Annotated in this window: 20 protein-coding genes; 11 read left to right on the top strand and 9 right to left on the bottom strand. The window is 62.4% G+C overall.

Features of this window, described 5'->3' with window-relative positions:
- Window positions 1-17: 17 nt before the first annotated feature.
- The 4 genes from C0606_06250 to C0606_06235 all read right to left on the bottom strand — a co-directional run bounded on the left by C0606_06250 (window position 18) and on the right by C0606_06235 (window position 4,213).
- Window positions 18-2,156: a hypothetical protein gene (locus tag C0606_06250; protein ID PLX37861.1), complete on the bottom strand. Its 2,139-nt coding sequence runs from the start codon at window positions 2,154-2,156 to the stop codon at window positions 18-20.
- Window positions 2,157-2,286: 130 nt separating this feature from the next.
- Window positions 2,287-2,553, bottom strand: a complete 267-nt coding sequence (locus C0606_06245) for a hypothetical protein (GenBank protein ID PLX37860.1) — start codon at window positions 2,551-2,553, stop codon at window positions 2,287-2,289.
- Between the two features lie 312 nt (window positions 2,554-2,865).
- Window positions 2,866-3,087: a hypothetical protein gene (locus C0606_06240; protein PLX37859.1), complete on the bottom strand. Its 222-nt coding sequence runs from the start codon at window positions 3,085-3,087 to the stop codon at window positions 2,866-2,868.
- A 76-nt stretch (window positions 3,088-3,163) separates the two neighbouring features.
- Window positions 3,164-4,213, bottom strand: coding sequence for a cysteine desulfhydrase (locus C0606_06235; GenBank protein ID PLX37858.1), 1,050 nt, complete (start codon window positions 4,211-4,213; stop codon window positions 3,164-3,166).
- A 702-nt stretch (window positions 4,214-4,915) separates the two neighbouring features.
- On the opposite strand from C0606_06235, the gene C0606_06230 reads away from it, so the two are divergent.
- Window positions 4,916-5,128 carry a hypothetical protein gene (locus tag C0606_06230; GenBank protein ID PLX38709.1) on the top strand — a complete coding sequence of 71 codons (213 nt, stop codon included), beginning with the start codon at window positions 4,916-4,918 and terminating at the stop codon, window positions 5,126-5,128.
- Window positions 5,129-5,562: 434 nt separating this feature from the next.
- On the opposite strand, the gene C0606_06225 is transcribed toward C0606_06230, so the two are convergent.
- The 3 genes from C0606_06225 to C0606_06215 form a co-directional block, all read right to left on the bottom strand.
- The gene (locus tag C0606_06225; GenBank protein PLX37857.1) at window positions 5,563-6,405 is read right to left on the bottom strand and encodes an ABC transporter permease; all 843 of its coding nucleotides are present in this window, start codon (window positions 6,403-6,405) and stop codon (window positions 5,563-5,565) included.
- Window positions 6,398-7,165 (bottom strand): nitrate ABC transporter ATP-binding protein, encoded by a 768-nt coding sequence (locus C0606_06220; GenBank protein ID PLX37856.1) that lies wholly within the window; start codon window positions 7,163-7,165, stop codon window positions 6,398-6,400. The genes C0606_06225 and C0606_06220 overlap by 8 nt, the downstream gene beginning before the upstream one ends.
- Window positions 7,166-7,231: 66 nt before the next feature.
- Window positions 7,232-8,257: an ABC transporter substrate-binding protein gene (locus tag C0606_06215; protein ID PLX37855.1), complete on the bottom strand. Its 1,026-nt coding sequence runs from the start codon at window positions 8,255-8,257 to the stop codon at window positions 7,232-7,234.
- Window positions 8,258-8,605: 348 nt separating this feature from the next.
- Here C0606_06215 and C0606_06210 point away from each other — a divergent pair, with 348 nt between their 5' ends.
- Window positions 8,606-9,556: a TRAP transporter substrate-binding protein gene (locus C0606_06210; protein PLX37854.1), complete on the top strand. Its 951-nt coding sequence runs from the start codon at window positions 8,606-8,608 to the stop codon at window positions 9,554-9,556.
- 33 nt (window positions 9,557-9,589) lie between these two features.
- On the top strand, window positions 9,590-11,368 hold the full coding sequence (locus C0606_06205) for a TRAP transporter permease DctM/Q (GenBank protein ID PLX37853.1): 1,779 nt from the start codon (window positions 9,590-9,592) through the stop codon (window positions 11,366-11,368).
- A 5-nt stretch (window positions 11,369-11,373) separates the two neighbouring features.
- On the opposite strand, the gene C0606_06200 is transcribed toward C0606_06205, so the two are convergent.
- Entirely contained in the window at window positions 11,374-11,835 is a 462-nt protein-coding gene (locus C0606_06200; protein ID PLX37852.1) for an AsnC family transcriptional regulator, read from the bottom strand.
- Between the two features lie 150 nt (window positions 11,836-11,985).
- Between C0606_06200 and ald the strand changes: the two genes are divergently transcribed.
- The 3 genes from ald (at window position 11,986) to menA (ending at window position 15,099) form a co-directional block, all read left to right on the top strand.
- A complete protein-coding gene (gene ald / locus C0606_06195) occupies window positions 11,986-13,104 on the top strand; it encodes an alanine dehydrogenase (protein ID PLX37851.1) in 1,119 nt (372 codons plus the stop codon).
- A 270-nt stretch (window positions 13,105-13,374) separates the two neighbouring features.
- Window positions 13,375-14,109 (top strand): bifunctional demethylmenaquinone methyltransferase/2-methoxy-6-polyprenyl-1,4-benzoquinol methylase, encoded by a 735-nt coding sequence (gene ubiE, locus C0606_06190; protein ID PLX37850.1) that lies wholly within the window; start codon window positions 13,375-13,377, stop codon window positions 14,107-14,109.
- 3 nt (window positions 14,110-14,112) lie between these two features.
- Window positions 14,113-15,099, top strand: a complete 987-nt coding sequence (menA, locus tag C0606_06185) for a 1,4-dihydroxy-2-naphthoate octaprenyltransferase (protein ID PLX37849.1) — start codon at window positions 14,113-14,115, stop codon at window positions 15,097-15,099.
- A gap of 87 nt (window positions 15,100-15,186) precedes the next feature.
- Here the strand turns inward: menA and C0606_06180 are convergent, their stop codons facing one another.
- On the bottom strand, window positions 15,187-15,768 hold the full coding sequence (locus C0606_06180; protein PLX37848.1) for a hypothetical protein: 582 nt from the start codon (window positions 15,766-15,768) through the stop codon (window positions 15,187-15,189).
- Window positions 15,769-16,457: 689 nt separating this feature from the next.
- Here C0606_06180 and C0606_06175 point away from each other — a divergent pair.
- From C0606_06175 to C0606_06155, 5 genes are all read left to right on the top strand, one after another.
- Entirely contained in the window at window positions 16,458-18,752 is a 2,295-nt protein-coding gene (locus C0606_06175) for a cytochrome C (protein PLX37847.1), read from the top strand.
- A 78-nt stretch (window positions 18,753-18,830) separates the two neighbouring features.
- On the top strand, window positions 18,831-19,550 hold the full coding sequence (locus tag C0606_06170; protein ID PLX37846.1) for a hypothetical protein: 720 nt from the start codon (window positions 18,831-18,833) through the stop codon (window positions 19,548-19,550).
- Between the two features lie 46 nt (window positions 19,551-19,596).
- The gene (locus C0606_06165; GenBank protein ID PLX38708.1) at window positions 19,597-20,310 is read left to right on the top strand and encodes a cytochrome C; all 714 of its coding nucleotides are present in this window, start codon (window positions 19,597-19,599) and stop codon (window positions 20,308-20,310) included.
- A 260-nt stretch (window positions 20,311-20,570) separates the two neighbouring features.
- A complete protein-coding gene (locus C0606_06160) occupies window positions 20,571-21,614 on the top strand; it encodes a hypothetical protein (GenBank protein PLX38707.1) in 1,044 nt (347 codons plus the stop codon).
- Between the two features lie 109 nt (window positions 21,615-21,723).
- Entirely contained in the window at window positions 21,724-23,070 is a 1,347-nt protein-coding gene (locus tag C0606_06155; GenBank protein PLX37845.1) for a nitrous oxide reductase family maturation protein NosD, read from the top strand.
- Window positions 23,071-23,098 lie beyond the last annotated feature (28 nt).

The raw sequence follows: 23,098 nt of genomic DNA, 5'->3' as shown, positions 1-23,098 counted from the left end.
ACGTTGTCGGCGCGGCCCTAGAAGGTCCATTCTCCGCCGACGACGAAGGTGCGCGGTTCACCCGACGTGTAGCTGCGTCCGCCCGGCGAGTAGCGGGAGCCGGCGCTGTAGGTCACACGCTCCGGGTACTTGACGTCGGTCAGGTTGAGGACGGATCCCCAGATGCGGAAGTTGTCTTTCTGATAGGACGCGCGCAGGTGGAAGAGATCGGGGCGCTTGTAGCTTCCCATCGGGTCGTCGTTGCTGTTCGCGGTCTCGTAGGCGCTGACGCGGTCCCATTCGAGCTCGGTCTTGAAGCCGGGCACCTGCGTCGGGGTCAGGACGACCCGCGCGTTGACGTGGTGCAGCGGCGAGGCCTGCAGCGTGTTGCCGCTGTAGTCCATACCCGTGCCGGTGTAGTACTCGTCGAGCGTGTTTTTCGCCAAGGTGTAGGCGCCGACGAATCCGAGCCAATCCAGCGCCTGATAGGAGACCGCGGCTTCGACCCCGCGGAACGTCGCCTTGCCGGCGTTTTCGTAGGTGTCAGTGTCGGAATTGGCGATGATCAGGTCGTCGATCTCGGTGTGGTACAGCGAGATGTCGTAGCCGACCTTGTTGTCGAACAGGCTGCCCCTGACGCCGATCGCGTAGTTTCTTGCCTGCTCCGGATCGAGGGTCGGGTCAGGATCGTACCGACCGCCGGTGAACAGCGCCGTCGTGCTCGGCACCACGAAACCTTCGCTGTAGCCAAGCCACAGGCTGTGCTCCTCGGTGAGGTTGAATGTGATGCCTGCGTTCTTGCTGAAGTTCTCGAACGACCGGGACCCGGAAACCAGCACCGGCACGGTCGTCAGCTGGTCGAAGCCGTGGACTTCCGTTTCGACGAAGTCGTAGCGTCCACCAAGCGAGATCTTCATCCATTCCGTCGGCCAGAACTGCACCTGGGCAAAGGGCGATTTCTGGGTGCCGGTAACGTCGAGTTTCGTCTCGACCGGCGAACTCGCGGACCTGTCGAGCAGGGTCCGGTCGGTCAGATCATCGAAAGTGAAGTCGACGCCGAACACCACCTGGGTATCGAACAGGTCGAACTTCTGCGTGATCTGCGGCACGAAATTGTGCGCGATCCCCGTCTCGCGACCATATTCGCCGGTGGCGTTGTAGGACGGCGTCCCTTCGGTTTCCGAATGGCGAACGCCGTAGGCGAGGCGCATCGTGGTGTTTTCGCCGAACTGATGCTCGATGATGGTCGAGAACGTGCCCAGTTTCTGGTGGGTGAATGCATCAGGCACGCCCGCCTGTTGCCAGTTCGCGTCATACTGATCCTGGGTCAGGGTACCCGGATCCTGATTGTCGAGATCGAGGTATTCACCGCGCACCGAAATGCTCGATCCCTCGCCATACTCGTAAAACACCTTGCCGCTGGTCCGCCAGCGCTCGAGCGCGCTGCGGTCCTGCCATCCGTCCATGTCCTCCTTGTTCGCGTCGAACAGGACGCCGAACGCGCCGAAAGTGGCGCCGGCATCGATACCGAAACGCCGGCGGCCCCAGGAGCCAGCATCCGCCCAGGTGCGTACCGTCGGGGTCTCCGGCGGCTTACGGGTGATCACGTTGATCACGCCGCCGATCGCGTTGCTGCCATAGACCGCCGATGCCGGTCCTCGCGTCACTTCGACCCGCTCGATATAGAACGGGTTCGATTCATCCACGAACGTGTTGGTGCCGCGTCCGATGCCGCGCACGGAGAGCCCGTCGACGAGGTTCGCGGTGTAGTTCTTGTCGCCCATCGGGATGCGCAGGTTGCGGATCATGCTGTTGCCGGGAATCCGGCGCAGCAGTTCCTCGCGCGAGTCCACGAAGTTCACATGCTCGGTTTCCTCGCGATCGATGACCACGATTGCATTCGGCGTTTCCTTGATCCGCTCGGCGAGCCGGGAGCCGGTGACGACGATCGTGTCGAGCCAGCTATCCTGCAATATCTCTTGCGCCTGGGCGACGAGTGTGGCGCCCGGCATCACGCCGATGCCAACGCCCGCGACCGTCGCGAGCAGGTGTCTCTTGAGACGTCCACTGTGCACAAACATCATTTCCCTGATCCACTTATCTTCGGAGTCGATGCACGACCCGTGTTCTTCTTGTTTGATGTGTCTCCAGACAAACGCCTCTCGCGACAGCGCCATACAGCACTGAATTACAACGGTGTTTCGTTTTGAGCGTTTCTGGAATTAGCCAACAGCTGCCCACTGGCATCGGCCGATACGGCGCGAAGCCTTACGCTGACGGTCAGTCAGTCACAGGGCGGGCGGTGAATTACGCGGAAATGGGGGGCGCGCGGGGATTGCGATTGCGGGCGAACGACTGCAGGGCAACCTGGAAGGTTTTCGCAGGCGTCAGCGTTGCGACGACACGCAGCTGTACGGTTTCGATGGACGGAACGTCGAAATTGATCAGCGATGATGCGCCAATCGCCAAATCATCGCAGACGGGACAGGATCGATCGTCCGTCTGCCCCTCAACCACAGTCTCGCCGGTCGTCACGTCGACCAGTTCGAAACCGTAGGACGTACAAATGATCATCCGGCTTGGGAAGCCGTCGTCATTTGTGCCCGTGGGAATGGCCATGCCGAGCGGGAGCAGGGCTTGAACGTACAAAGCGAACAGGGCCAGAAAAACCGGCCACTCCCTCTGCTCTGTACGAAAATACCTCATCGTCGCCCCTTGCACGCAGGGTAACATCGCCACGCGGCGTTACTCATGGCGCCGGCCGGGATATCCCGGAGCACCAGCCGTCGGCATCGCAGCAAGCTGGAAGCTCTTTGCGATGCGTGGTGCCGCAGTTTTAGGCGTTCCCGACTGCGGCAAACCCGGCCCGCTCGAACGGGTCGGAATCTACCAGATTGATACACATATCTGCCCGGGCTTGTGATTGACTAAAATCAAATTCTCAGGCGCAAAACTATTTAGCCGACGCATGAAGTTCTTTTGAATGATTCCGAGATACCTAATAGTTTCAAAGAGTTCTATTTTTGATTGGCGGTCGCCACCCTCTTCGCGCGGCGCGATCGGGTCGTGAAGGTGCAGTTCGAACGCGGGCATGCTCACGTCGATCATGGTTGGCCTCGATGGGGCTGAAGCCTCAAGGATCGGCGTTGCGCGCAGGGAGAAAAATCTGCGCCAGCCGGACCTCTCAGTCGCCCTGCTTGCGGCCGAGCGCGGCGGTCAGTTCCGGCCCGTAGGCAAACAGCGCCGGCGTGCCGCCCGTGTGCACCATCATGATCGTCTTGCCGTCCTCGATCTCGCCGGCGCGCTTCAGGAACCCCGCCATGGTGCGCCCGGTATAGACCGGATCGAGGAACAGGCCTTCCGTTTCGGCCGCGGTGCGGATCGCTTCGACGACCGGAGCGTTCAGCCGGCCGTAGCCGGGTGCGAGGAAGTCATCAATGATCTGGATGTCGTCGTCGCTTACAGGATTTGCGACGCCCAGCAGGTCAGCGATTTCCTGACAGCGCGCGGCAATGCGCGGCCGCTGCAGATCGGCGGCACGGCGTACGCACACGCCGGTGACCGGGATGCGCGAGCCAAGCGCGCGAAGCCCGAACAGCAATCCGCCATGGGTGTGGCCGCTGCCGGTCGCAACGACGATTTCATCGATCGGCTGTCCGCTCGCGGCGATCTGATCGAGCAGTTCTGCTGCCATCACCACATAGCCGAGCGCACCGAGCGGTGCGTGGCCGGGCGCGAGCGGGATGATGTAAGGCGTGCGGCCCTGCGCGTTGAGTTCAGCGGCGATGGTGCCGAGCCGGCGGTCGGCGCCGGCCTCGTCCTCGCCATCCGGGTAGGAATAGAGCGTTGCCCCGAGCACCACGTCGAGCAGCACATTGCCCGAATTGCGGTAGGCCTCGCCCGACATCGGCACCCGTTCCTCGAGCTGGATATGACATTCCATACCGCAGACCCGGGCCGCGGCGGCGGCGACGCGCACGAAGTTGCTCTGCACCGCGCCGGTGATCAGCACCGTGTCGGCGCCGCGCGCTCCCGCCTCGCCGAGATAGAATTCGAGCTGGCGCACCTTGTTGCCGCCGAAGCCGAGACCAGTGCAGTCGTCGCGTTTCATCAGGAGGGTGCGCGCGCCGAAACGTTTGCTCAGATTGGCGAGCGTATCGATCGGCGTCGGCGCATGGCCAAGCCGGTGGCGGGGCAGGGTGTCGAGTTTGCCGAATGCTGTGGGGCTGGACATCGAAGGTCCCTTTGCGGTGCGTGCAGGTGGGAGTTTTCTACTCTCTCGCGCACGCAAGCGCGACCCTTTTGCCAGACCCGCGCGGGGCGGCGGTCAGCTGTCCACGGGCCTTGCGCTCAAAGAAGGTCGGCGATGTCGAACACCGTACCGCCGATCATCACCTTCTCGATGCCGTGGAGATGGTCGACGCCGGACCCTTGCGTATCGCGAACGACGATGAAGCCGTTCTTGTTGGTGTTGAAGGTGTACTGGCTGCGGTTGCCGGAATACACTGCGGTATCGATACCGCTGGCGCCGTAAAGGCTGTCGTTGCCCTGGCCGCCGACGAGGGTGTCATTGCTGGCCCCGGCGAGCAGCAGGTCTGCCGCGTCACCGCCGATCAGCTTGTCCTGCCCTACGCCGCTGCGCAGCGTGTCGGCGCCTTGATCTCCGTGCAACGTGTCGCGGCCGTATCCGCCGTCGAGGATATCGTTGCCGCGGTTGCCGTGAAGGAGATCGTCACCGAAATTACCGTAAAGGATATCGTTGCCGGTTCCGCCCGTCAGCGTGTCGCGTCCGTAGAAGCCGTAAAGCTGATCGTCGCCGCCCTGGCCTTCGAGCCGATCGCTGTCCGTCCACCAGCCAGTGGTGTTCGGGCCGCCGATCAGCTTGTCCGCCCCGATGCCTCCACGGAGAATATCGTTACCCTGCGCCCCGCTAAGCTTGTCGGCATGGCTGCCGCCGATCAGCTTGTCGTCGTTATATCCGCCATCCAGCGTGTCGTATCCATTGCCGCCGCGCAGCGTGTCGTCGCCGGCTTCGCCCGAGAGGTTGTCGTTGCCGCCGTTGCCTATGAGGGTGTCGTTATCCGCGCCGGCGAAAATCGTGTCGTTGCCCGCGCCTCCCGCGATCGAGTCATTGCCGCTGAAGGTGTGAAACCTGTTGTTGTTGCCGTCGCCAGTGATCCTGTCATCTCCGGGGCCCGCGAAGATGCCCTCGATCGAGGACAGGAAATCGGTGCCGCCGGCACCATCCTGAACAGTTTTGTTCGCCAGGTTGGCAATGATCCGCTGCGTCGACTGCCGGTAGTCGGCGATATCCTGTCCCGGTCCGCCGTCGATGAGGTCGTCGCCGCCATAGCCCGCGATGGTGTCGTGGCCGGCCAGTCCGTGCAGCTCATCGTCGAGACTGCCACCGGTAACGATATTGTTGCCGCTCGTTCCGTAGCGTACGACCATGGCTCCGCTCCTGAATATCAAAGTGGGAACGGTAGGCGGCTGACCCGGCAATGTAAATTGATTGCGGAATACACAAAGACGTTACCGGTAGAGCATGAAAATACATCGCAGGCGGAAAATTGGATCCCGATATTACGTCCGCCAGTTGAGGAAATACTTTTCCGCTCGTCCGATCAGCCAGGCCATGGTCAGCCCCATCACCGAGAGAATGGCGACGCCGGCGATCAGCTGGTCGGTCGCCATCAGGCTGCCCGCCAAAAGGATGTAGGCGCCGACGCCGTATTCCGCGCCGATCATTTCCGCCGCCACCAGCAGGATGATGGCGATCGAGGCCGAGATGCGAAAGCCCGACAGGATCGCCGGCAGGGCGCCGGGAATGACGATTTTCCTGACGATCGAGGTCCAGGAAAGCCCGAAGGACTGGCCCATGCGGATCAGCGTGCGGTCGACATTGTCGACGCCGCCGAAAGTGGCGATGACGGTCGGAAAGAAGGTGCCGAACAGGATCGTGGCGACCTTTGAACCCTCGTCGATGCCGAACCAGATGATGAACAGCGGCAGAAGCGCGATTTTCGGGATCGGAAAGATCGCCGACACGAGCGGCTGAAGGGTCGCGCGCGCCATCGAAAAGAGCCCGACGGCAAGCCCGACGACAACGCCGAGCGCGGTGCCGGCTGTCCAGCCGATGACGAGCCGCTGCAGCGAGGCGCCGAGGTGTTTCCAAAGGAGGCCGGTCTCGACCAGGTTCCAGAAGGCGGTGAAGGCTTCCGATGGCGCGGGAAGAACCAGCGCGCTGATGACGCCGGTGCGCGAGCCGAGTTCCCACAGCGTGAAAAGCGCGGCGAAGACGAAGGGCGCGATGATCATGCGCGGTCGCGGCGCGAAGCCGCCGCCGCGGAACGGCACGGACCTTGTGGCGGCTTCGCCGTTGGCATCGTCCTGGGACGCTTTCGCCAACATTCCGGTCTCAGACATGAGCGAGCTCCCGGTCGGCGGCGCGCGCTTCGTCGCGCATGATGGTCCACAGATGCTTCTGGCGCTCTTCCAGTTCGACGAGCCGGTTGGCCCGTTCCTCGAGCGGAATGTCGATCTCGACCACTTCGCGGATCTTGCCCGGCCGGCGCGACAGCACGACGATTCTATGGCCGAGCCGAACCGCTTCGGCGAGATTGTGGGTGACGTAGAAGGCGGTGAAGGATTCACGCAGCCACAGATCGACGAGATCGTCCATCAGCAGTTCGCGCGTCTGGCTGTCGAGGGCCGAAAGCGGCTCGTCCATCAGCATCACCGCCGGCTTGACGCTGAGCGCGCGCGCGATCGCCACGCGCTGCTTCATGCCGCCGGACAGCTGGCGTGGCAGGGCAGTGCGGAAATCGCTCAACTTGGTGCGCGCGAGCACGTCGTCGATGATCGCCGAGCGCTCGGCCTTGGAAAGCGGATGGTCTTCCAGCACCAGGCTGATATTGCCCTCGACCGTGCGCCACGGCAGCAGAGCGAAATCCTGGAAGATGTAGGTAAGCGGGTTGAGCGAGCCCTCGGGCGGCTCGCCGATCTGCAGGACCTCGCCCTGATCCGGCCGCTCCAGCCCGCCGATGAAGCGCAACAAGGTCGACTTGCCGCAGCCCGACGGGCCAATGATGCAGACGATTTCGCCCGCCGAGATCGCGAGATCGATATCGGACAGGACGGTCAGACCGCTATAGGCGTGACTGACGGCGCGAAGCGCGAGATCCATATGCGGGATTCCCAAAGCGACCGGCGGACAGAACGCCCGCCGGCCATTGAGCGGTGCGGGCGTCGATCAGAAGGTTTCGACGAAGCTCGGATCGACCAGCGTGTCGATGGTCACGCTCGACGGCACCAGACCCTCGGACTTGAACCATTCGAGCTGGTCGGTGACGTTGGTCAGGTTCAGCTTCGCGCCCTGATTGATGCGCATGGCGCCGTTGCGGATCGACGGCGCGGCCTTTTCGTAAGGCCGGTCGGCGTAGACGTATTTATGGATCAGCTTGACCATGTCTTCCGCCGCTTCGTCGCCGGCGGTCTTGTCGACCAGCGCCGCGTTGAAGTCGTCGGCGCCCTTCGAGAAGGCAACGAGGAAGCGCTTCACCAGATCCTTCTTGTTGGCGGCGTTGTCGCTCGATGTGAACACGGTCGTCACCTGATAGTCCGGGATGTAGTCCGCGACCATGCCGATCGAGACGACGGCGTCACCCTTGGCGAGCGCCTTGGCAATATGCGGCACGATCGCCCAGGCATCGATCTGGCCCGACTTCAGCGCGCCGATCACCGCGCCGACCTTCTGCAGCGGCTTCAGGCTGATCTCCGACATCGGGATGCCTTCCTTGGCGGCGATCTTGGCCACGATGTAATGGAACGACGAACCGGCCTGGGTGATGCCGAAGCTGTGGCCGGCAAGCTTGGCCGGCGAGGTCATGCCGGCATCATAGGCGGCCTTGGAGGCGAGGATCATCTGGCCGTCGATGCCCGGCTCTTCCTGCAGCGCGCCGCCGATCACCTTTACCGCGCCCTTTTCAGCCAGGCTGATGAGGCCGCCGGAGATCGCGGTAATGCCGAAATCGACGTCGCCAGAGGCGATCGCGACGGCCATCGGCTGTGCTGCCTGGAAGAACTTGAACTCGACCTCAAGGCCCTGCTCGGTGAAATAACCGCGCTCGAAGGCGACGAAGCTGGCCGCATGCGAGGTGAAGCGCAGTGCGCCGACCTTGATGGCGTCGGCAGCCGATGCCGCCGTGCCGCCGAGCGCGACAGTAGCCGCCATAAGGCCGCCGACGATGGCGGTCTTGAAAAGAGTGAGCCTCTTCATGGTTGGACGTCCTCCCGTGACGATTGATGGACCTGGTATGATGCCGTCCGGACGCCTCGTCCGCCGGCGGATGTGGTCCCTTGCGAGCAAACTCCGTTGAGCCGTGCAGTCAACCGCCTACATGCAAAAAAACGCCATCGGAAGGCGTTTTGCGATTATTTTTCGCATCGCTTGCGCCCGATTTGCGGGATTCTGCGATTTTGCGCGCGCAATGCCGCAAGCTCGCTTGGCCGCGGCCCGCGCAGTTGCTAGAACGAGGGAATGAAAAAGGAATTCCACTTGGGATTTCAATTACGCCTGCAGGAAACCACAGGGAGCCCGCGGGAAACCACAGGGAGAATGAGTGAGATGAAACGCCTTGCGCTGTTGTGCGCCGCCGGTCTGGTGGCCCTTTCGTCCGCGGCGAGCGCGGAGACCCGCATCACCTACAAGTCGGCCAAGACCTCGTCCTCCTATTATCAGATGGGCGTCCAGATCGCCGAGGCGATGAAGAAGGGCACCGACGGTGCCGTCATCGTCACCGTCGAGGAAAGCCAGGGCTCGGTCCAGAACGTCAAGGAAGCGGTCAAGCGCACCGGCAACTACGTCTTCACCACACCGCCGGTGCTGGTCAGTCTGGCGCAGGGCGGCAATGCGATGTTCGAGAAGTCGCCGGATCCGAAATACGGCGAGATCCGCGCCTTGTTCCCGATCCCCTCGCTGACCATGCACTTCGTCATGCGTGCCGACAGCGGCGCCAAGACGCTGGCCGACATGGAAGGCAAGACCATCCTGCTCGGCAAGGGCTCGTTCGGTGCCAAGGAAGGCGCCAAGTACCTCGAGCTGTTCGGCCTCAACGACAAGGTTACGCTCGCCGATGTCGAGCTCAACGCCGCCGTCTCCGCGCTCAAGAACCGCCAGATCGACGGCTTCGTCACCGCTGGCTCCTATCCGGCGCCGAACGTTATCGAGGCGGCCGCCGGCACCGGCATCACCGTCTTGTCGCTGAGCGACGACGAAATCGCCAAGACCAAGCGCACCAAGCTCGTCATCCCGGCCGGCACCTATGCCGGCGTCGACATGGATGTCAGCACCACCTCGCTGCCGGTGGTTGCCTACACCACCACCGAGATGGACGACGACACCGCCTACCTGCTGACCAAGACCTACTGGGGTCAGAAGGAAGCACTCGGCGCCTCGGCTGCCTGGTGGAACGGCGTGTCGCCGGCGCTCTTGTCGACCGTGCGCGGCAAGCTGCATCCGGGCGCCCTCAAATATTACGTGGAGGCCGGCGTCGACGTTCCCGCCGAGCTGAAATAACCCGCGCCTTCACCCCGTTCCCGGGAGGGAAGCGTGCTCAACGACGCCGCGCCGACAAGCCTGCGGGCCCGCCTCTTCTGGGGCGGGCTCGGTCTCGTTTCGGTCAGTTTCCACCTCTGGCTGATCTTCTCCGGGCTGATCTCGAACCTCGTCAGCCGCCCGCTGCACATGGCGCTGGCGCTGCCCTGGGTGTTCGTCTTCGCTGCGAAAACGAACACCGCCCGGATCACCGGCGCGGTGTTCGCCAGCGTCGGCGTAGCGGCCTGTCTATACATTGTATTCAATGAATCCGCCTTGTCGGATCAATATGGTTCGCTGGAAGGGCCGATGCAGCGCGCGGTTGCCGGCGCGCTCATAATCATCACGCTGGAAATGGCGCGACGCGCGATCGGCTGGCCGCTGCCGCTGGTCGCCACGATCGCCGTCACCTACGGCCTGTTCGGCGAATATCTGCCGGGCGAATTCGGCCATGGCGGCCTGCCGCTCGACAGTTTCCTCGGCACCATGACGATTGCCGAAGGCGGCTTGTGGGGCAGCCTCACCGGCGTCTCGGTGTCCATCGTCTCGATCTTCGTCATCTTCGGCGCTGCCCTGAACGCGGGCGAGGCGGGCGATGGCTTCATGAATGTCGCGACCGCCGCCGCCGGCCGACTGAAGGGCGGCGCGGCCAAGGTCTCGGTCATCTCGTCGGCCCTGTTCGGTTCGATCTCCGGATCGGCTTCGGCCAATGTCGCCTCGACCGGCGCCATCACCCTGCCGACGATGACGAAGCTCGGCTATCCCCGCTCGCTTGCCGGCGCGGTCGAAGCTGTCGCGTCGTCCGGTGGCCAGATCATGCCGCCGCTGATGGGCGCGGGCGCCTTCGTCATGGTCGAGCTGACCGGTACGCCCTACACCGGCATCATGGCCGCCGCCTTCCTGCCGGCGCTGCTCTATTTTCTCACCGTCTGGGTGGGCATCAACGCCTATGCCGGCCGCTACGATCTGCAGGGCATGTCGAAGGACCAGCACCCGGCGACCCGCGACGTTATCGTCACCTCGCTGTTCTTTGCCGTGCCATTCCTCGTCCTCATCGAGCGCATGTTCATCGGTGGCTTCACACCGCAATACGCCGCCTGCATGGCGATCCTGACCGTGGTGCCATTGCTCTTTTTCGACGCGCGGCTGAATTTTTCCCTCGCCCGCGCCTTCGCTCGCTTCGAAAAGATCTTCCTCACCTCGGGCCGGCAGATCTCGATGATCGCCTCGATCATCCTGTGCGCCAGCCTCGTCATCGGCGTGCTCGGCCAGACCGGGCTTGGCGTCAAGATCACCTCGCTGATCCTGTCGGCCGCCGGCGATCAGCTCTGGCCGGCGCTGCTTCTGACGGCGCTTGCCTGCATGGTGCTCGGCATGGAGGTGCCGACCACGGCGGCCTATGTCATCTGCGTCTCCGTTGCCGGGCCGGCGCTGCAGCAGCTCGGTCTCGAGCCGCTGATCGCCCACCTGTTCGTCTTCTGGTTCGCGCTGTTGTCGACGATCACCCCGCCGGTTTGCGGCGCGGTCTTCATTGCCGCCGGCATGGTCGAGGAAAACTGGCTGAAGGTCGCGGTTGTGGCGATGGCGCTCGGCGTCGGGCTTTATCTCATCCCGCTCGGCATGATCGCCAATCCGGACATCATCGCGCTCGCCTCGAACCTGCCGATGGCGCTCGTTGCCTTTGCCAAGATCGGCATTGCGCTCGCCGCCGTGTCCTACGGGGCGATCACCCACCGCGCGATCATCCAGCGTGTCGCGTTGATCGCCGGCGGTCTCGGCCTGTTGTTCGTGTAAGGCACTCAGTCCGACGGCACCGGATAGCCGGCCCAGGGCTGGATCGTGCGCAGCACCAGGCTCGACTGGATCTTGGCGACACCGGGCAGGCGCCCGAGCCGTTCGCGGTGAATGCGTTCATAGGCATCGGGACCGGTTGCCGCGATGCGCAGGAAATAGTCGGCGACGCCACTCATCAGATGGCATTCGAGGATTTCCGGCACCCGCCGCACCGCGTCCTCGAAAGCGCGCAACGCGTCTTCGCTTTGCGAGGCGAGGCTGATCTCGACGAAGAATTCCATCGTGTAGCCGAGTTTGCGGCGATCGAGATGGGCGCCATAGCCGGCGATCAGCCCCTGTTCCTCGAGCTGTTTGACACGCCGATGGCAGGCCGAGGGCGACAGCCCGACCCGCTCCGCCAGGTCGGCCACGGACTGCCGGCAATCGCGTTGCAGCGCCTGGAGAATCTTTTTGTCTGTTCGGTCCATTTTGCAAATTTATCCGATAAAGGGGCGGGTTTATCGAATGAATGACGAAAAAATCATCGAAAGGCCACCAAAAAAGAGACAACCTGCCAACAAGTCGCTTGTACGATTTGCTCAGTTATATCCGCACGGCTTTCAAGGGAGAGAAGAGCCATGCTTCTGGGTGTTCCGAAGGAAATCAAGAACCACGAGTACCGCGTCGGGCTGACGCCTGAGAGCGTCGCCGAAGTCGTCGCGCACGGCCACGCGGTCATCGTCGAGACCATGGCGGGCTCCGGCATCGGTGCCGACGACGCTGCCTACGTGGCCGCCGGCGCCGAGATCGTCGGTGCTGCGGCGGAAGTCTTCGCCCGCGCCGACATGATCGTGAAGGTGAAGGAGCCGCAGGCCGTCGAGCGCGCCATGCTGTGCGAAGGCCAGATCCTCTACACCTATCTGCACCTCGCGCCGGATCCGGATCAGACCCGCGATCTGGTCGCTTCGGGCGCGGTCTGCATCGCCTACGAGACCGTCACCGACCATCACGGCGGCCTGCCGCTGTTGAAGCCGATGAGCCAGGTCGCCGGGCGCATGTCGATCCAGGCCGGCGCCACCGCGCTTGAAAAGGCTCATGGCGGTCGCGGCGTGCTGCTTGGCGGTGTGCCGGGCGTGCAGCCGGGCAAGGTTGTCGTCATCGGCGGCGGCGTCGTCGGTTTCAACGCCGCGCAGATGGCCGTCGGCATGCATGCGGACGTCACCATCCTCGACCGCAACGTCGCCACCCTGGAACGCCTCGCGACCCATTTCGAAGCGAGCGCAACGGTGCTCTATTCCGCGAAGGCGATCCTTGAGGAGCAGGTGCTGAACGCCGATCTCGTCATCGGCGCGGTGTTGATCCCCGGTGCCGCGGCGCCGAAGCTCGTCAAGCGCGATATGCTCAAGGCCATGAAGCCGGGCGCCGTGCTCGTCGACGTTGCCATCTACCAGGGCGGCTGCTTCGAGACCTCCAAGGCGACCACCCACGCCGATCCGACCTATGTGGTCGACGACATCGTGCATTATTGCGTCGCCAACATGCCGGGCGCCGTCGCCCGCACCTCGACCTACGCGCTCAACAACGCGACCTTGCCGCATGCGCTCGAAATCGCCGACAAGGGCTGGAAGGCGGCCCTGACCGCCGATGCACATCTGAAGAACGGCCTCAACGTGGCCTTCGGGAAGGTGACCTGCGAGCCGGTCGCCCGCGACCTTGGCTACGACTATGTGCCGGCCGACACGGTGCTTGCCGGCTGAGCGATGCCGATCGCGTAACCGTCTTTCAGGACGGATGGGAAATGAAAGGCCGTGCGGGCGACCGCGCGGCCTTTTGTCTTTTTGAGTCGAATAAGTGGTCTCTCACAGGCGGCAAATTGCCCGCGGATTGCCGCCGGGCAAGCGCAAATGCGCACCCGGCGGGTAGGGAAGGGCACTTCGGCGCAGGGGCTTGTCGCCAGACACCATTTGGGTTTAACGGGTTACGTCCGGTTTTTGAGTAATCGGCCGGGCGGCAACAATGGGCACGGCATGGACGATCTTTCGGGCCGCTTCGGGCGGGAACGGGTCGAGCCGCAGGAGCGGCGGCAGCGCATCCGTTCTCTGTTCAACGCAATCGCGCCCCGCTACGACCTGATGAACGACCTCATGTCGGGGGGAACCCACCGGCTGTGGAAGGCGCGCTTCACGAAAGCGGCGGCAGCAGCGGTCGGCAACGCGTCGGTCCTCGATCTCGCCGGCGGCACCGGCGATATCGCGCTCGGAGTGCTGAAGCACCGTCCCGATGCAGCAATCGTCATCTGCGATCCAAGCACGGGCATGCTCGGCGTTGCGGTCAAGCGCGATGCCGCTGCCTATGACGCCGTTGCGGCAGAGGGCGAGACCCTGCCGTTCGGCGATGAGAGCTTCGGCGTCGTCACGCTGTCCTTCGGGCTGCGCAACATGACCGATCCGCAGTGCGTCATCGATGAGTGCCTGCGCGTTCTGCGTCCCGGCGGTCAGCTCTTCATCCTGGAATTCTCCCAGCCGGTCTGGTGGTTCGCGCCGGCCTATCGGCTCTACTCGCGGATTGTCATTCCCGCACTCGGCGCGCTGGTTGCTGGTCATCGCGGCGCGTACCGCTATCTAGTGGAATCGATTGCCGGTTTCCCCGATGCTGAAACCGTGTCGCAGACCTTGCTTGCGACTGGCTTCGGCAAGGTGACGGCGGACCGCCTCTTCTTCGGCATCGCGGCCATTCACGTGGCCGCCAAACCTGACGGATAAGGAATGGATCAGCGCGTACCCGAGCCGTATTCGATCGCCGTGCCGATTGCGGTGGCCTCCGTCGGTAATGAAGCGGCCCGCCGCGCCACGCCGGAACCGGTGTCGGCGCTGACCGCCTGGGTCATGGCCTTCCGTCCCAAGACGCTGACGCTTTCGGTCTCGCCGGTCGCCGCCGGCGCCTTCTGGGCCTGGTTCGAGGCCGGTGCGCTGCGGCCGTTCGAACTCGCCTTTGCGCTGCTCGGCGCGCTGGCGATCCAGATCGGCACCAATCTTTGGAACGACGCCTGCGATGGCGAACGCGGCCACGACACTGCCGATCGCCTCGGCCCACCCCGCGTTACCGCGCTTGGCATCCTGCCGGCCGCAACGGTGCGGATGGTCGCGCTTGGCGCCTTTGCCGTGGCGATTGCCGCCGGCATCGTCCTGCTCGCCGCGGGCGGTCTGCCGATCGCTATAGTCGGGGCAGTCTCCATTCTTTGCGGCCTTGCCTACTCGTCCGGCCCGCGGCCGATTTCCGCCTCGCCCTATGGTGAGCTGTTCGTGCTTCTGTTTTTCGGCATCGTCGCCGTCGGCGGCACCTATTATCTGCAGACAGGGATGCTGACGGCATCGACGGTCGCGCTCGGCGCCATCGTCGGTTTGCCCGCCGCCGCTGTGCTGCTGGTCAACAACCACCGTGATCGCGTCAGCGATTCGCGCGCCGGCCGGCGGACCTTGGCCATCGTCGCAGGCGTCGCTACAGCGCGTACGCTCTATGCCGTGCTGATGGTGGCGACCGTGCTGTTCGCCCTTGCTTTCGTGCAGCCGAATACGATTCCCGCCATGGCCGCTTTCGTGCCGCTCGCCGCGATTACCATCGTGCTCATCCGCGACATGGCGGCAACCCCGGTCTCGCGCGAACTGAACCGCACGCTCGCCAGAACAGCGCTCTCCCAGGCCGCCCTCGCAATCACTATCGCCATGTCCGTGCTGCTCTGCGCGCCCGCTTGAACCAACGACATCGTTGAAACGAAAACACCCCGCGACGGCGACGGCGCGGGGTGTTTTGTCGAGCGGGGCGTTTTGTTGAGCCGGTGGCTATTCGGCCGTCTTCTTCGGCGCCATTTCGCCATGATCCATTTTGCTGTGGTCCATCGCGCTGTGGTCCATCGCCGGCTCGCTGGATGCGGCCGAATCGTCCTCCGGGCGCATCGCGCCGATGCTGCCGACCGGCATTTCAATCGTCACCGTGCCGGCCTTTTCGAAGGTCAGGCTGAGCGGGAAGTGCTGGCCTTTTTTCAGCGGCGCCTTGAGGCCGATGAACATGACATGCAAACCGCCCGGCTTGAGCGCGGTCATGCCGTTCGCCGGCACATCGATCGCCTCGACCTGCCTCATCCGCAGAATGCCGTTGTCTTCAATGTGGGTGTGCAGTTCGACCCGGTCGGAAACATCGGCTGCAGCCGACACCAGCCGGTCAGGTTCGCCTCCGGCGTTGCGAATCGTCAGATAGGCGATGCCGGCGCGTGCCGCTCCGGGCGTCGCCCGGGCGAACGGACCACTGACCGTGAGCGGGCCGACGGTCGCCTGACTTGCTGCGGCGATCCCGCCTGCCAGCCCGAAAAGCATGGTGCCGGCCAGGGCAGCAGAGAGAAAAAGGCGCGAAAGCGGATGAGTCATGAGGTCTCCTCAGGCTGAATGCATGCCGATGTAAAGCCGGAATTAACCGACTCGACAATCGAGCGGAACACAAAGAACGTTTTTGTCGACGTTTCCGTCGGCGCTCCCGGGCAAGTTGCTTGGTCGCCGCCGGGAAGGGGAAATAGGAAAAGAATCCCCCAAAAAAGCGGATAAGAAAGACTACGTATTAACCGCTTTCGGAATGTCTTTTTTTGGAGAGATTCCAGTCGGCTAGCCGTTGAAGCACTTCCCCGCTGGCTGGCTTGGACTGTATCGGCTGCCACTATGGCAGGACGTCCGAGTCCATTTCCGTACCTGTCCATGCGCACGCCAGTGCCGGCATGGTACAGCATAAGATCACACATGGCCGGGAAACCATGTATTTCTTTATTGGTTTCAAAAGTAACGGAAAATAACCTCGCCACCACCATTGCTCACGATGAAGTGCTTTGTTGGATATAGTTCAAGGGGTGGTGCGCAGATGGCAGGAATGCCACCGTATTACTGCTTATTTGCGGTATTTCTAACACTTTTTTTGCAGCGCTCATTTGCTCTAGGGCAAGGCCGCCCATTTGGCTTCTCTCTACGGTCCACTCCGCGTGCAAATCGTGCGCGAACCCGCATTCGCGGGTGTTCCTCCGGCTTTTCCCGTGGCACCGGGAAGAGTTGTATGAAGAACGGGGCACACAATGAAAACTATGCTGAAAAGCCTACTGACGGTGTCGACTGCGTTCGGCATCGGTCTGGCGTGGACTGCGGCGTCATTTTCCGCTGAATCGCTGGACGACGTAATGAAGCGTCGTGGCCTGACGGAAAAGGACGTCCTCGCCGCGGCGAAGACCTACGTCCCGACCGGTGGTCGCGATGAATTCCTGGTGTTCTCATCGGGTGGCCAGAGCGGTCAGATTCTCGTCTACGGCATCCCGTCGATGCGCATCCTCAAGTATATCGGCGTCTTCACGCCGGAGCCGTGGCAGGGCTACGGTTTCGACGATGAGTCGAAGGCGGTGCTTGCTCAGGGCATGATCGACGGCAAGCAGATCAACTATGGTGACACTCACCATCCTGCGCTTTCGGAAACCAACGGCGAATATGACGGCGAATGGCTGTTCATCAACGACAAGGCCAACCCGCGCATTGCCGTTATCGATCTGAAGGACTTCGAGACCAAGCAGATCGTCGTCAACCCGATCATGCAGTCGGAACACGGTGGCGCCTTCGCGACCCCGAACACCGAATATGTGATCGAGGCGACCCAGTACGCCGCGCCGTTCGAGCACGGCTACGTGCCGCTGTCGGAATTCAACGACAAGTATCGCGGCGCCGTCACCTACTGGAAGTTCGATCGTGAAGCCGGCCGCATTCTGCCGGAGAAGTCGTTCTCCGTCGAACTGCCGCCGTACAGCCAGGACCTGTCGGACGCCGGTAAGCTCGACTCCGATGGCTGGTCGTTCACCAACTCGTTCTGCACCGAACGTTACATCGGTGGCATCGAGAAGGGTCGTCCGCCGTTTGAAGCCGGCTGCTCGCAGAAAGACACCGACTTCCTGCACGTCATCAACTGGAAGAAAGCGGCCGAACTGGTCGAAGCCGGCAAGGCCACCAAGATCAACGGCCATGACGTGCTGACCATCGACACCGCGGTTGCCGAAGGCATTCTGTTCCTGATTCCGGAACCGAAGAGCCCGCACGGCGTCGACGTTTCCCCGGACGGCAAATTCATCATCGTCGCCGGCAAGCTCGACACCCATGCGTCGGTCTATTCGTTCGAGAAGATCATGGGCCTCATCGAGGCCAAGGACTTCGCCGACAAGGACCCGTACGGCATTCCGATCCTCGACATGAAGAAGTCGCTGCATACGCAGGTGCAGGTTGGTCTCGGCCCGCTGCATAACCAGTACGACTCGACGCCGTGCATCGTGTACACGTCGATCTACGTCGACAGCCAGGTGACCAAGTGGAACTATTGCGAGGGCAAGGTCCTCGACAAGATTTCGATCCACTACAACATCGGCCACCTTATGTCGATGGAAGGCGATACCGTCTCTCCGAAGGGTAAGTACCTGGTTTCGCTGAACAAGCTGGCCATCGACCGGTTCAACCCGGTTGGTCCGCTGCATCCGCAGAACCATCAGCTGATCGACATCTCGAACTCCAAGATGCAGCTCATCTACGATATGCCGCTGCCGCTTGGCGAGCCGCACTACGCGGTCGCGATCTCCGCCGACAAGCTGTCGCCGAAGATCCGCTACAAGACCGGTTGGGATAGCCGCACGGACAAACCGTCCGAATTCCGCACCCGTCCGGGCCGCGAGCGTGTCGAAGTGGTCGATGGCGTGACGCATGTCTACGGCACCCTGATCCGGTCGCACATCACGCCGGAAATCATCGAAGTTGAAGAAGGCACGACGGTTTCGTTGCACCTGACCAACGTCGAACGCGCCGAAGACGAAACCCACGGCTTTGCCATCAACGGCTTCAACGTCAACCTGTCGGTTGAACCGGGCAAGACCGTTTCGGCAACCTTCGTCGTCGACCAGGCCGGCGTCTATCCGTACTACTGCACGGAATTCTGCTCGGCGCTGCACCTTGAAATGCAGGGTTACCTCCTCGTTCGCCCGAAGGGCATGAAGGCCGAGGAAGCTGCGCTTCAGGAAGGCACCGTCTACACGCAGGACGATTACAACAAGCAGGTGAAGGCCAACACCGACACCCAGGCTGTGATCGACAGCGTCGTGACTTACATCACCCAGCGCAACTTCAAGGACTTCGCGCCGGTCGTCGCCCTCGTCGAGGACGCCACCGACCAGCTGAACTTCGCTGCTGACGCGAAGAAGAAGTCGGAAGACTTTGCGGGTAAGGAAGACTGGCAGAACGCGACCCTGTGGGCCCAGCAGTGGTTCCAGTATCAGGTCAAGGCGGCCGACATCGGCCTGCGTGCCAAGACCTACCTGGACCAGAACGGCGCCAAGGTCGTCGAGTAATCGCTCGAACGACTGCCATTACGCACACAGAGGGGGCGAGCGATCGCCCCCTCCCTTAATCAAACGGAGATTGAGCAGATGTTCAGGACCGGAAAACGGTCAATCGCCCGCGTTATCGCCGCTTCGGCGCTTGTCGCGGTGCTCGGAGCCGGCTTCGCCGCCGCTCCCGTAGCGATCTCGAGCCCGGCCCACGCCCAGGGCGCCAAGAAGCATCCGGGCAAGAAACTCTATCTGCGCCGGACCTGCATGGCCTGTCACGGCAAAGGGGGCTCCAAGGCCATCCAGGATTATCCGAATATCGCCGGGCAAGATAAGAAGTATATGATAGACCAGATTGAGGATATCCTCTCTGGCAAACGGACCGGCAGTCCGGACGCAACAGGTAACCCGCGGGCCGAAGGCATGCGTGGCGCGCTGGTGACCGCCGAGGGAACGCTCCGCGTTACCGCCGACGAGATCAAGGAAATCGTTGATTGGCTCGTCGATCAGCCGGTGGCCGCGCCCAAGCCGCTTGATCCGCCGATCACCGAAGAGCAGATCGCTGCCGGTGAGAAGGCCTACAAGAAGGGCAAGTGCCAGACCTGCCACGGCAAGGAAGGTCTGAAACCGCTGAAGGGATATCCCATCATCGCCGGCCAGAAGCGCTCGTATATCGTCGCGCAGATGACCGACATTCGCGATGGGCACCGCAAGAACGGCAAGTCGAAGCTGATGCTTTCCTTCGTCAAGAAGATGGACGATGCGACCATCGGAACGCTTGCAGACTATCTCTCCCAGATCGATCGGACGGCAAACTGATCGAATAAAGAGTGATCAGAGGAATTCGAAGAAGGAGATGGATGTCATGAAATCCATGAAATACGGACTGGCGTTGTTCGCGTCGGCGGCTCTGTTCGTCGGTGCCCAGGCAATCGCCGCAGGCCCGACCGCCTGGAATGAGGGCGGCGGCGAGCAGGACGAAGCCCTGCACCTCGAGCCGAACCACGAAAACGGCATGGAAGTGTTCGAAGTCTGCACCGCCTGTCATATGACGGAAGGCTGGGGCACGGTCGACGGCACCTTCCCGCAGCTCGCCGGTCAGCACCGCAAGGTGATCATCAAGCAGCTCGCCGACATTCGCGCGCTCAACCGCGACAACCCGACGATGTATCCCTTCGCCCTGCCGCAGGAAATCGGCGGTGCGCAGGCCCTCGCCGACGTTGCCGAGTACATCTCGAACCTGCCGATGAACCCGGAACCGGGTTACGGCCCGGGCACCGATCTGGCGCTCGGCGAGAAGCTCTACAAGGAAAACTGCGTGCGCTGCCACGGTGAGAACGGCGAAGGCAAGGCCGAAGAGTTCTACCCGCGCATTCAGGGCCAGCACTACAAGTATCTGGTTCGCCAGTTCGAGTGGATCCGCGACGGCAAGCGCCGTAACGCCAACCCGGACATGGTCAAGCAGATCGCCGGCTTCTCCGATGCCGACATGGTCGCTGTGATGGACTTTGTCTCGCGCCAGAAGCCGCCGGCAGAAAAGGTCGGGCCTCCGGGCTGGATCAATCCGGACTTCGAATAAGCCGATAGCGCGCTACAACGCGTCCATAATAACGCCGGCGAGGCTCCGACCTCGCCGGCGAAAAAAGACCGGGTGTCCAGGATAAAAAGCCGATGAGCGCAGGCGTGAATACAAAACGGGAATTCGTCACCAAGGGACTCATTCTGGTCTCCATGGTCTTGATCGCGGCGATCTACTTCGCCCCCATCTGGTGGGTGTCGCTGACCGCACCGAACTATCCGCCCGAGGCATTTCCCGACGGCGTGCGTATCAACTTCCACATGAACGGCGTTTTCAACGGCTGCGAGAAGGTCGAAAAAGCCGAGATTGACGAAGATGTTGCGCTCGATTGCGTCCACGAGATGGACACCATCAACCACTTCGTCGGCATGTACCCGATCGCATCGGGCGGCGTCGTCGAAAAGGCTTTCTCACCCTTCCTGCTGTCGATGCTCGGCGTCATGCTGGCGGGCTTCCTGTTCGTCGACCGGCGCTTGCGCCTCGGCATCATGGCGGTCGGCTTCACCTTCGTTGCGGTCTGGATGTACCTGACCTCCTACACCGAAGGCGGGCTGAAATATCAGAACAGCCAGTACATCTCGGCGCTGGTGACCGCGCTCGACCAGGCCGACTTCGAAAGCGAAGCGGACAAGGAAGAGACCGAGCTCAATCCGATCATCGAGGCGCTGCGCCAGTCGATGCTGGATTCGCAGAAGGAAACCGGCGCGGCACCTGCTCCGGCGCTTGACACGATCAATGCGGAGACTGCGGTAACGGCGAGCAAGGAAGACAATATCCGCACGCTGAAGCAGAACTTCAATCAGGATCAGACCCGCAAGCCCGAAGCCGAGCGCAAGCAGTGGACCGGGGCCGGCATCGATACGCTGATCTGGCACTACCACAAGAACCTCGGTCGCTGGTTCAACAACCCGCAGGAAATCGACCCGATGGCCAGGACGATGGAATTCGTCAGCCATGCGTTGTTCGTCGTCATCATCCTCGGCATGGTCGCCATGATGATCGCGGGCTGGAAGACGGGCGGGATGCTGTACTGGATTGTCGTTCTGATCCCGATGCTGCTGCCGGTCTTCTTCATCATCGAATATTCGGCCTGGCTGTGGTGGTATGGCCATAGCCTCAACGAGATGGGTGCCTTCACGCTGAAGCCGTTCATGCCGACCGTGTTCGGGCAGGGCAAGGTGGCGCAGTTCACCACGCACTCCTATCCGAATATCGGCTTCGGTCTGATGTTGCTGTCGTCGTTGGCGTTGCTGCTGGCCACCCTGCTGCGGCGCAAGTCGCTGAAGGAATCGGCACAAGGCTGATCACTCGGCAAATGGGCGGCTCGCCAAGACGGGGAATGCGGGCCGCCTGTCGCCATTTCGAAGTGAGGCAGCCCCCGGGTTCAGTGCCCGGGGCGCGAGGAGACAGGCAGTGAACGCGCATTTTCGCCATTTCGCGGCGGTGCTTGGCGTGGTTCTTCTTGGCACCGTCGCCGTGATGCACATCGCAACCCCGGATGCGGCCGAGACCGAGGCCCGCGTGCCGATCCCGCTGCAGCCGCTGATCGACGCAGCCGAGGACAAGGCGGTGCTCGAACTGGCGCCTGGCGTCTACCAGGGGCCGATCTCGATCGAGCGGCCGATCACCATCGATGGCGGCGGCAAGGCGACCATCGACGCCGGTGGCAAGGGCACGGTGATCAGCGTCTACACCAACGGCACGACGATCAAGAACCTGCACGTCACGAATTCGGGCGATTCCCACAACGACATCGATGCCGGCATCCGCCTCGAAGGCGATTACAATGTCGTCAAGGACAACGTCATCGACGAATGCCTGTTCGGCGTCGACATCCAGCAGGCGGACAACAACATCGTTCGCCGCAACAAGATCTCCTCGAAGTCCGACGCCACCCTTGGCGTCAAGGGCGATGCGATCCGGCTGTGGTACGCCAAGCACAACAAGGTCGAGAACAACACCGTCACCGGCTCGCGCGACATGGTGATCTGGTATTCCTCGGAGAACCGCATCGCCGACAATGACGTGCACAACGGCCGCTACGGTCTGCACTTCATGTACTCGAAATACAATCTCGTCGAGGGCAACAGCTTCGACAAGAACTCCGTCGGCATCTTCCTGATGTATTCCGACGATGTCGTGGTGCGGAACAACCGGATGTTCCAGGCGCTCGGCCCGACCGGCATCGGGGTCGGACTGAAAGAGACCAGCAACGTCGAGATCACCGACAACGAGATCCTCTACAATGCCACCGGCATCTATCTCGACATGTCGCCGTTCCAGCCCGACACCACCAACCGGATCTACCGCAATACGGTGGCCTTCAACACGATCGGCGCGCGCTTCCTGACCGATTGGCCGGGCAACGTGTTCATCGACAACGTCTTCGTCAACAATATCCAGCAGGCTTCCGTCGGCGAGTTCGCCGGCGCCACCCGCAACACCTGGGAAGCCAACTACTGGGACGATTTCGAAGGTTTCGACCACGACCAGAACGGCACCGGCGACAAGGCCTATACAATGATGGTCTACGCCGACCGCGTCTGGATGGACGTGCCGCCGGCTGCCTTCTTCAAGGGAACGCCGCTTCTGTCGGCGCTCGACTTTCTCGAACGGCTGGCGCCGTTCAGTGATCCTCTCGTGATGCTTCAGGATGCCGAACCCCGCATGACGCGCGAGTTCGAAGCCAAGACCGCTTCGGAGAAACCGGCCGAGGCCGGCGTAGAACGCGTCGATCCGTTCGGAATTCTCGGCAACTGACCGGGATCGCCAAATTACAACCAGGAGC

The sequence above is a fragment of the Hyphomicrobiales bacterium genome, assembly GCA_002869065.1.
GTDB lineage: Bacteria > Pseudomonadota > Alphaproteobacteria > Rhizobiales > Rhodobiaceae > Rhodobium.
Note: the sequence above shows the minus strand (reverse complement) of the source record. Positions and strands in the feature narration are given on the sequence as shown.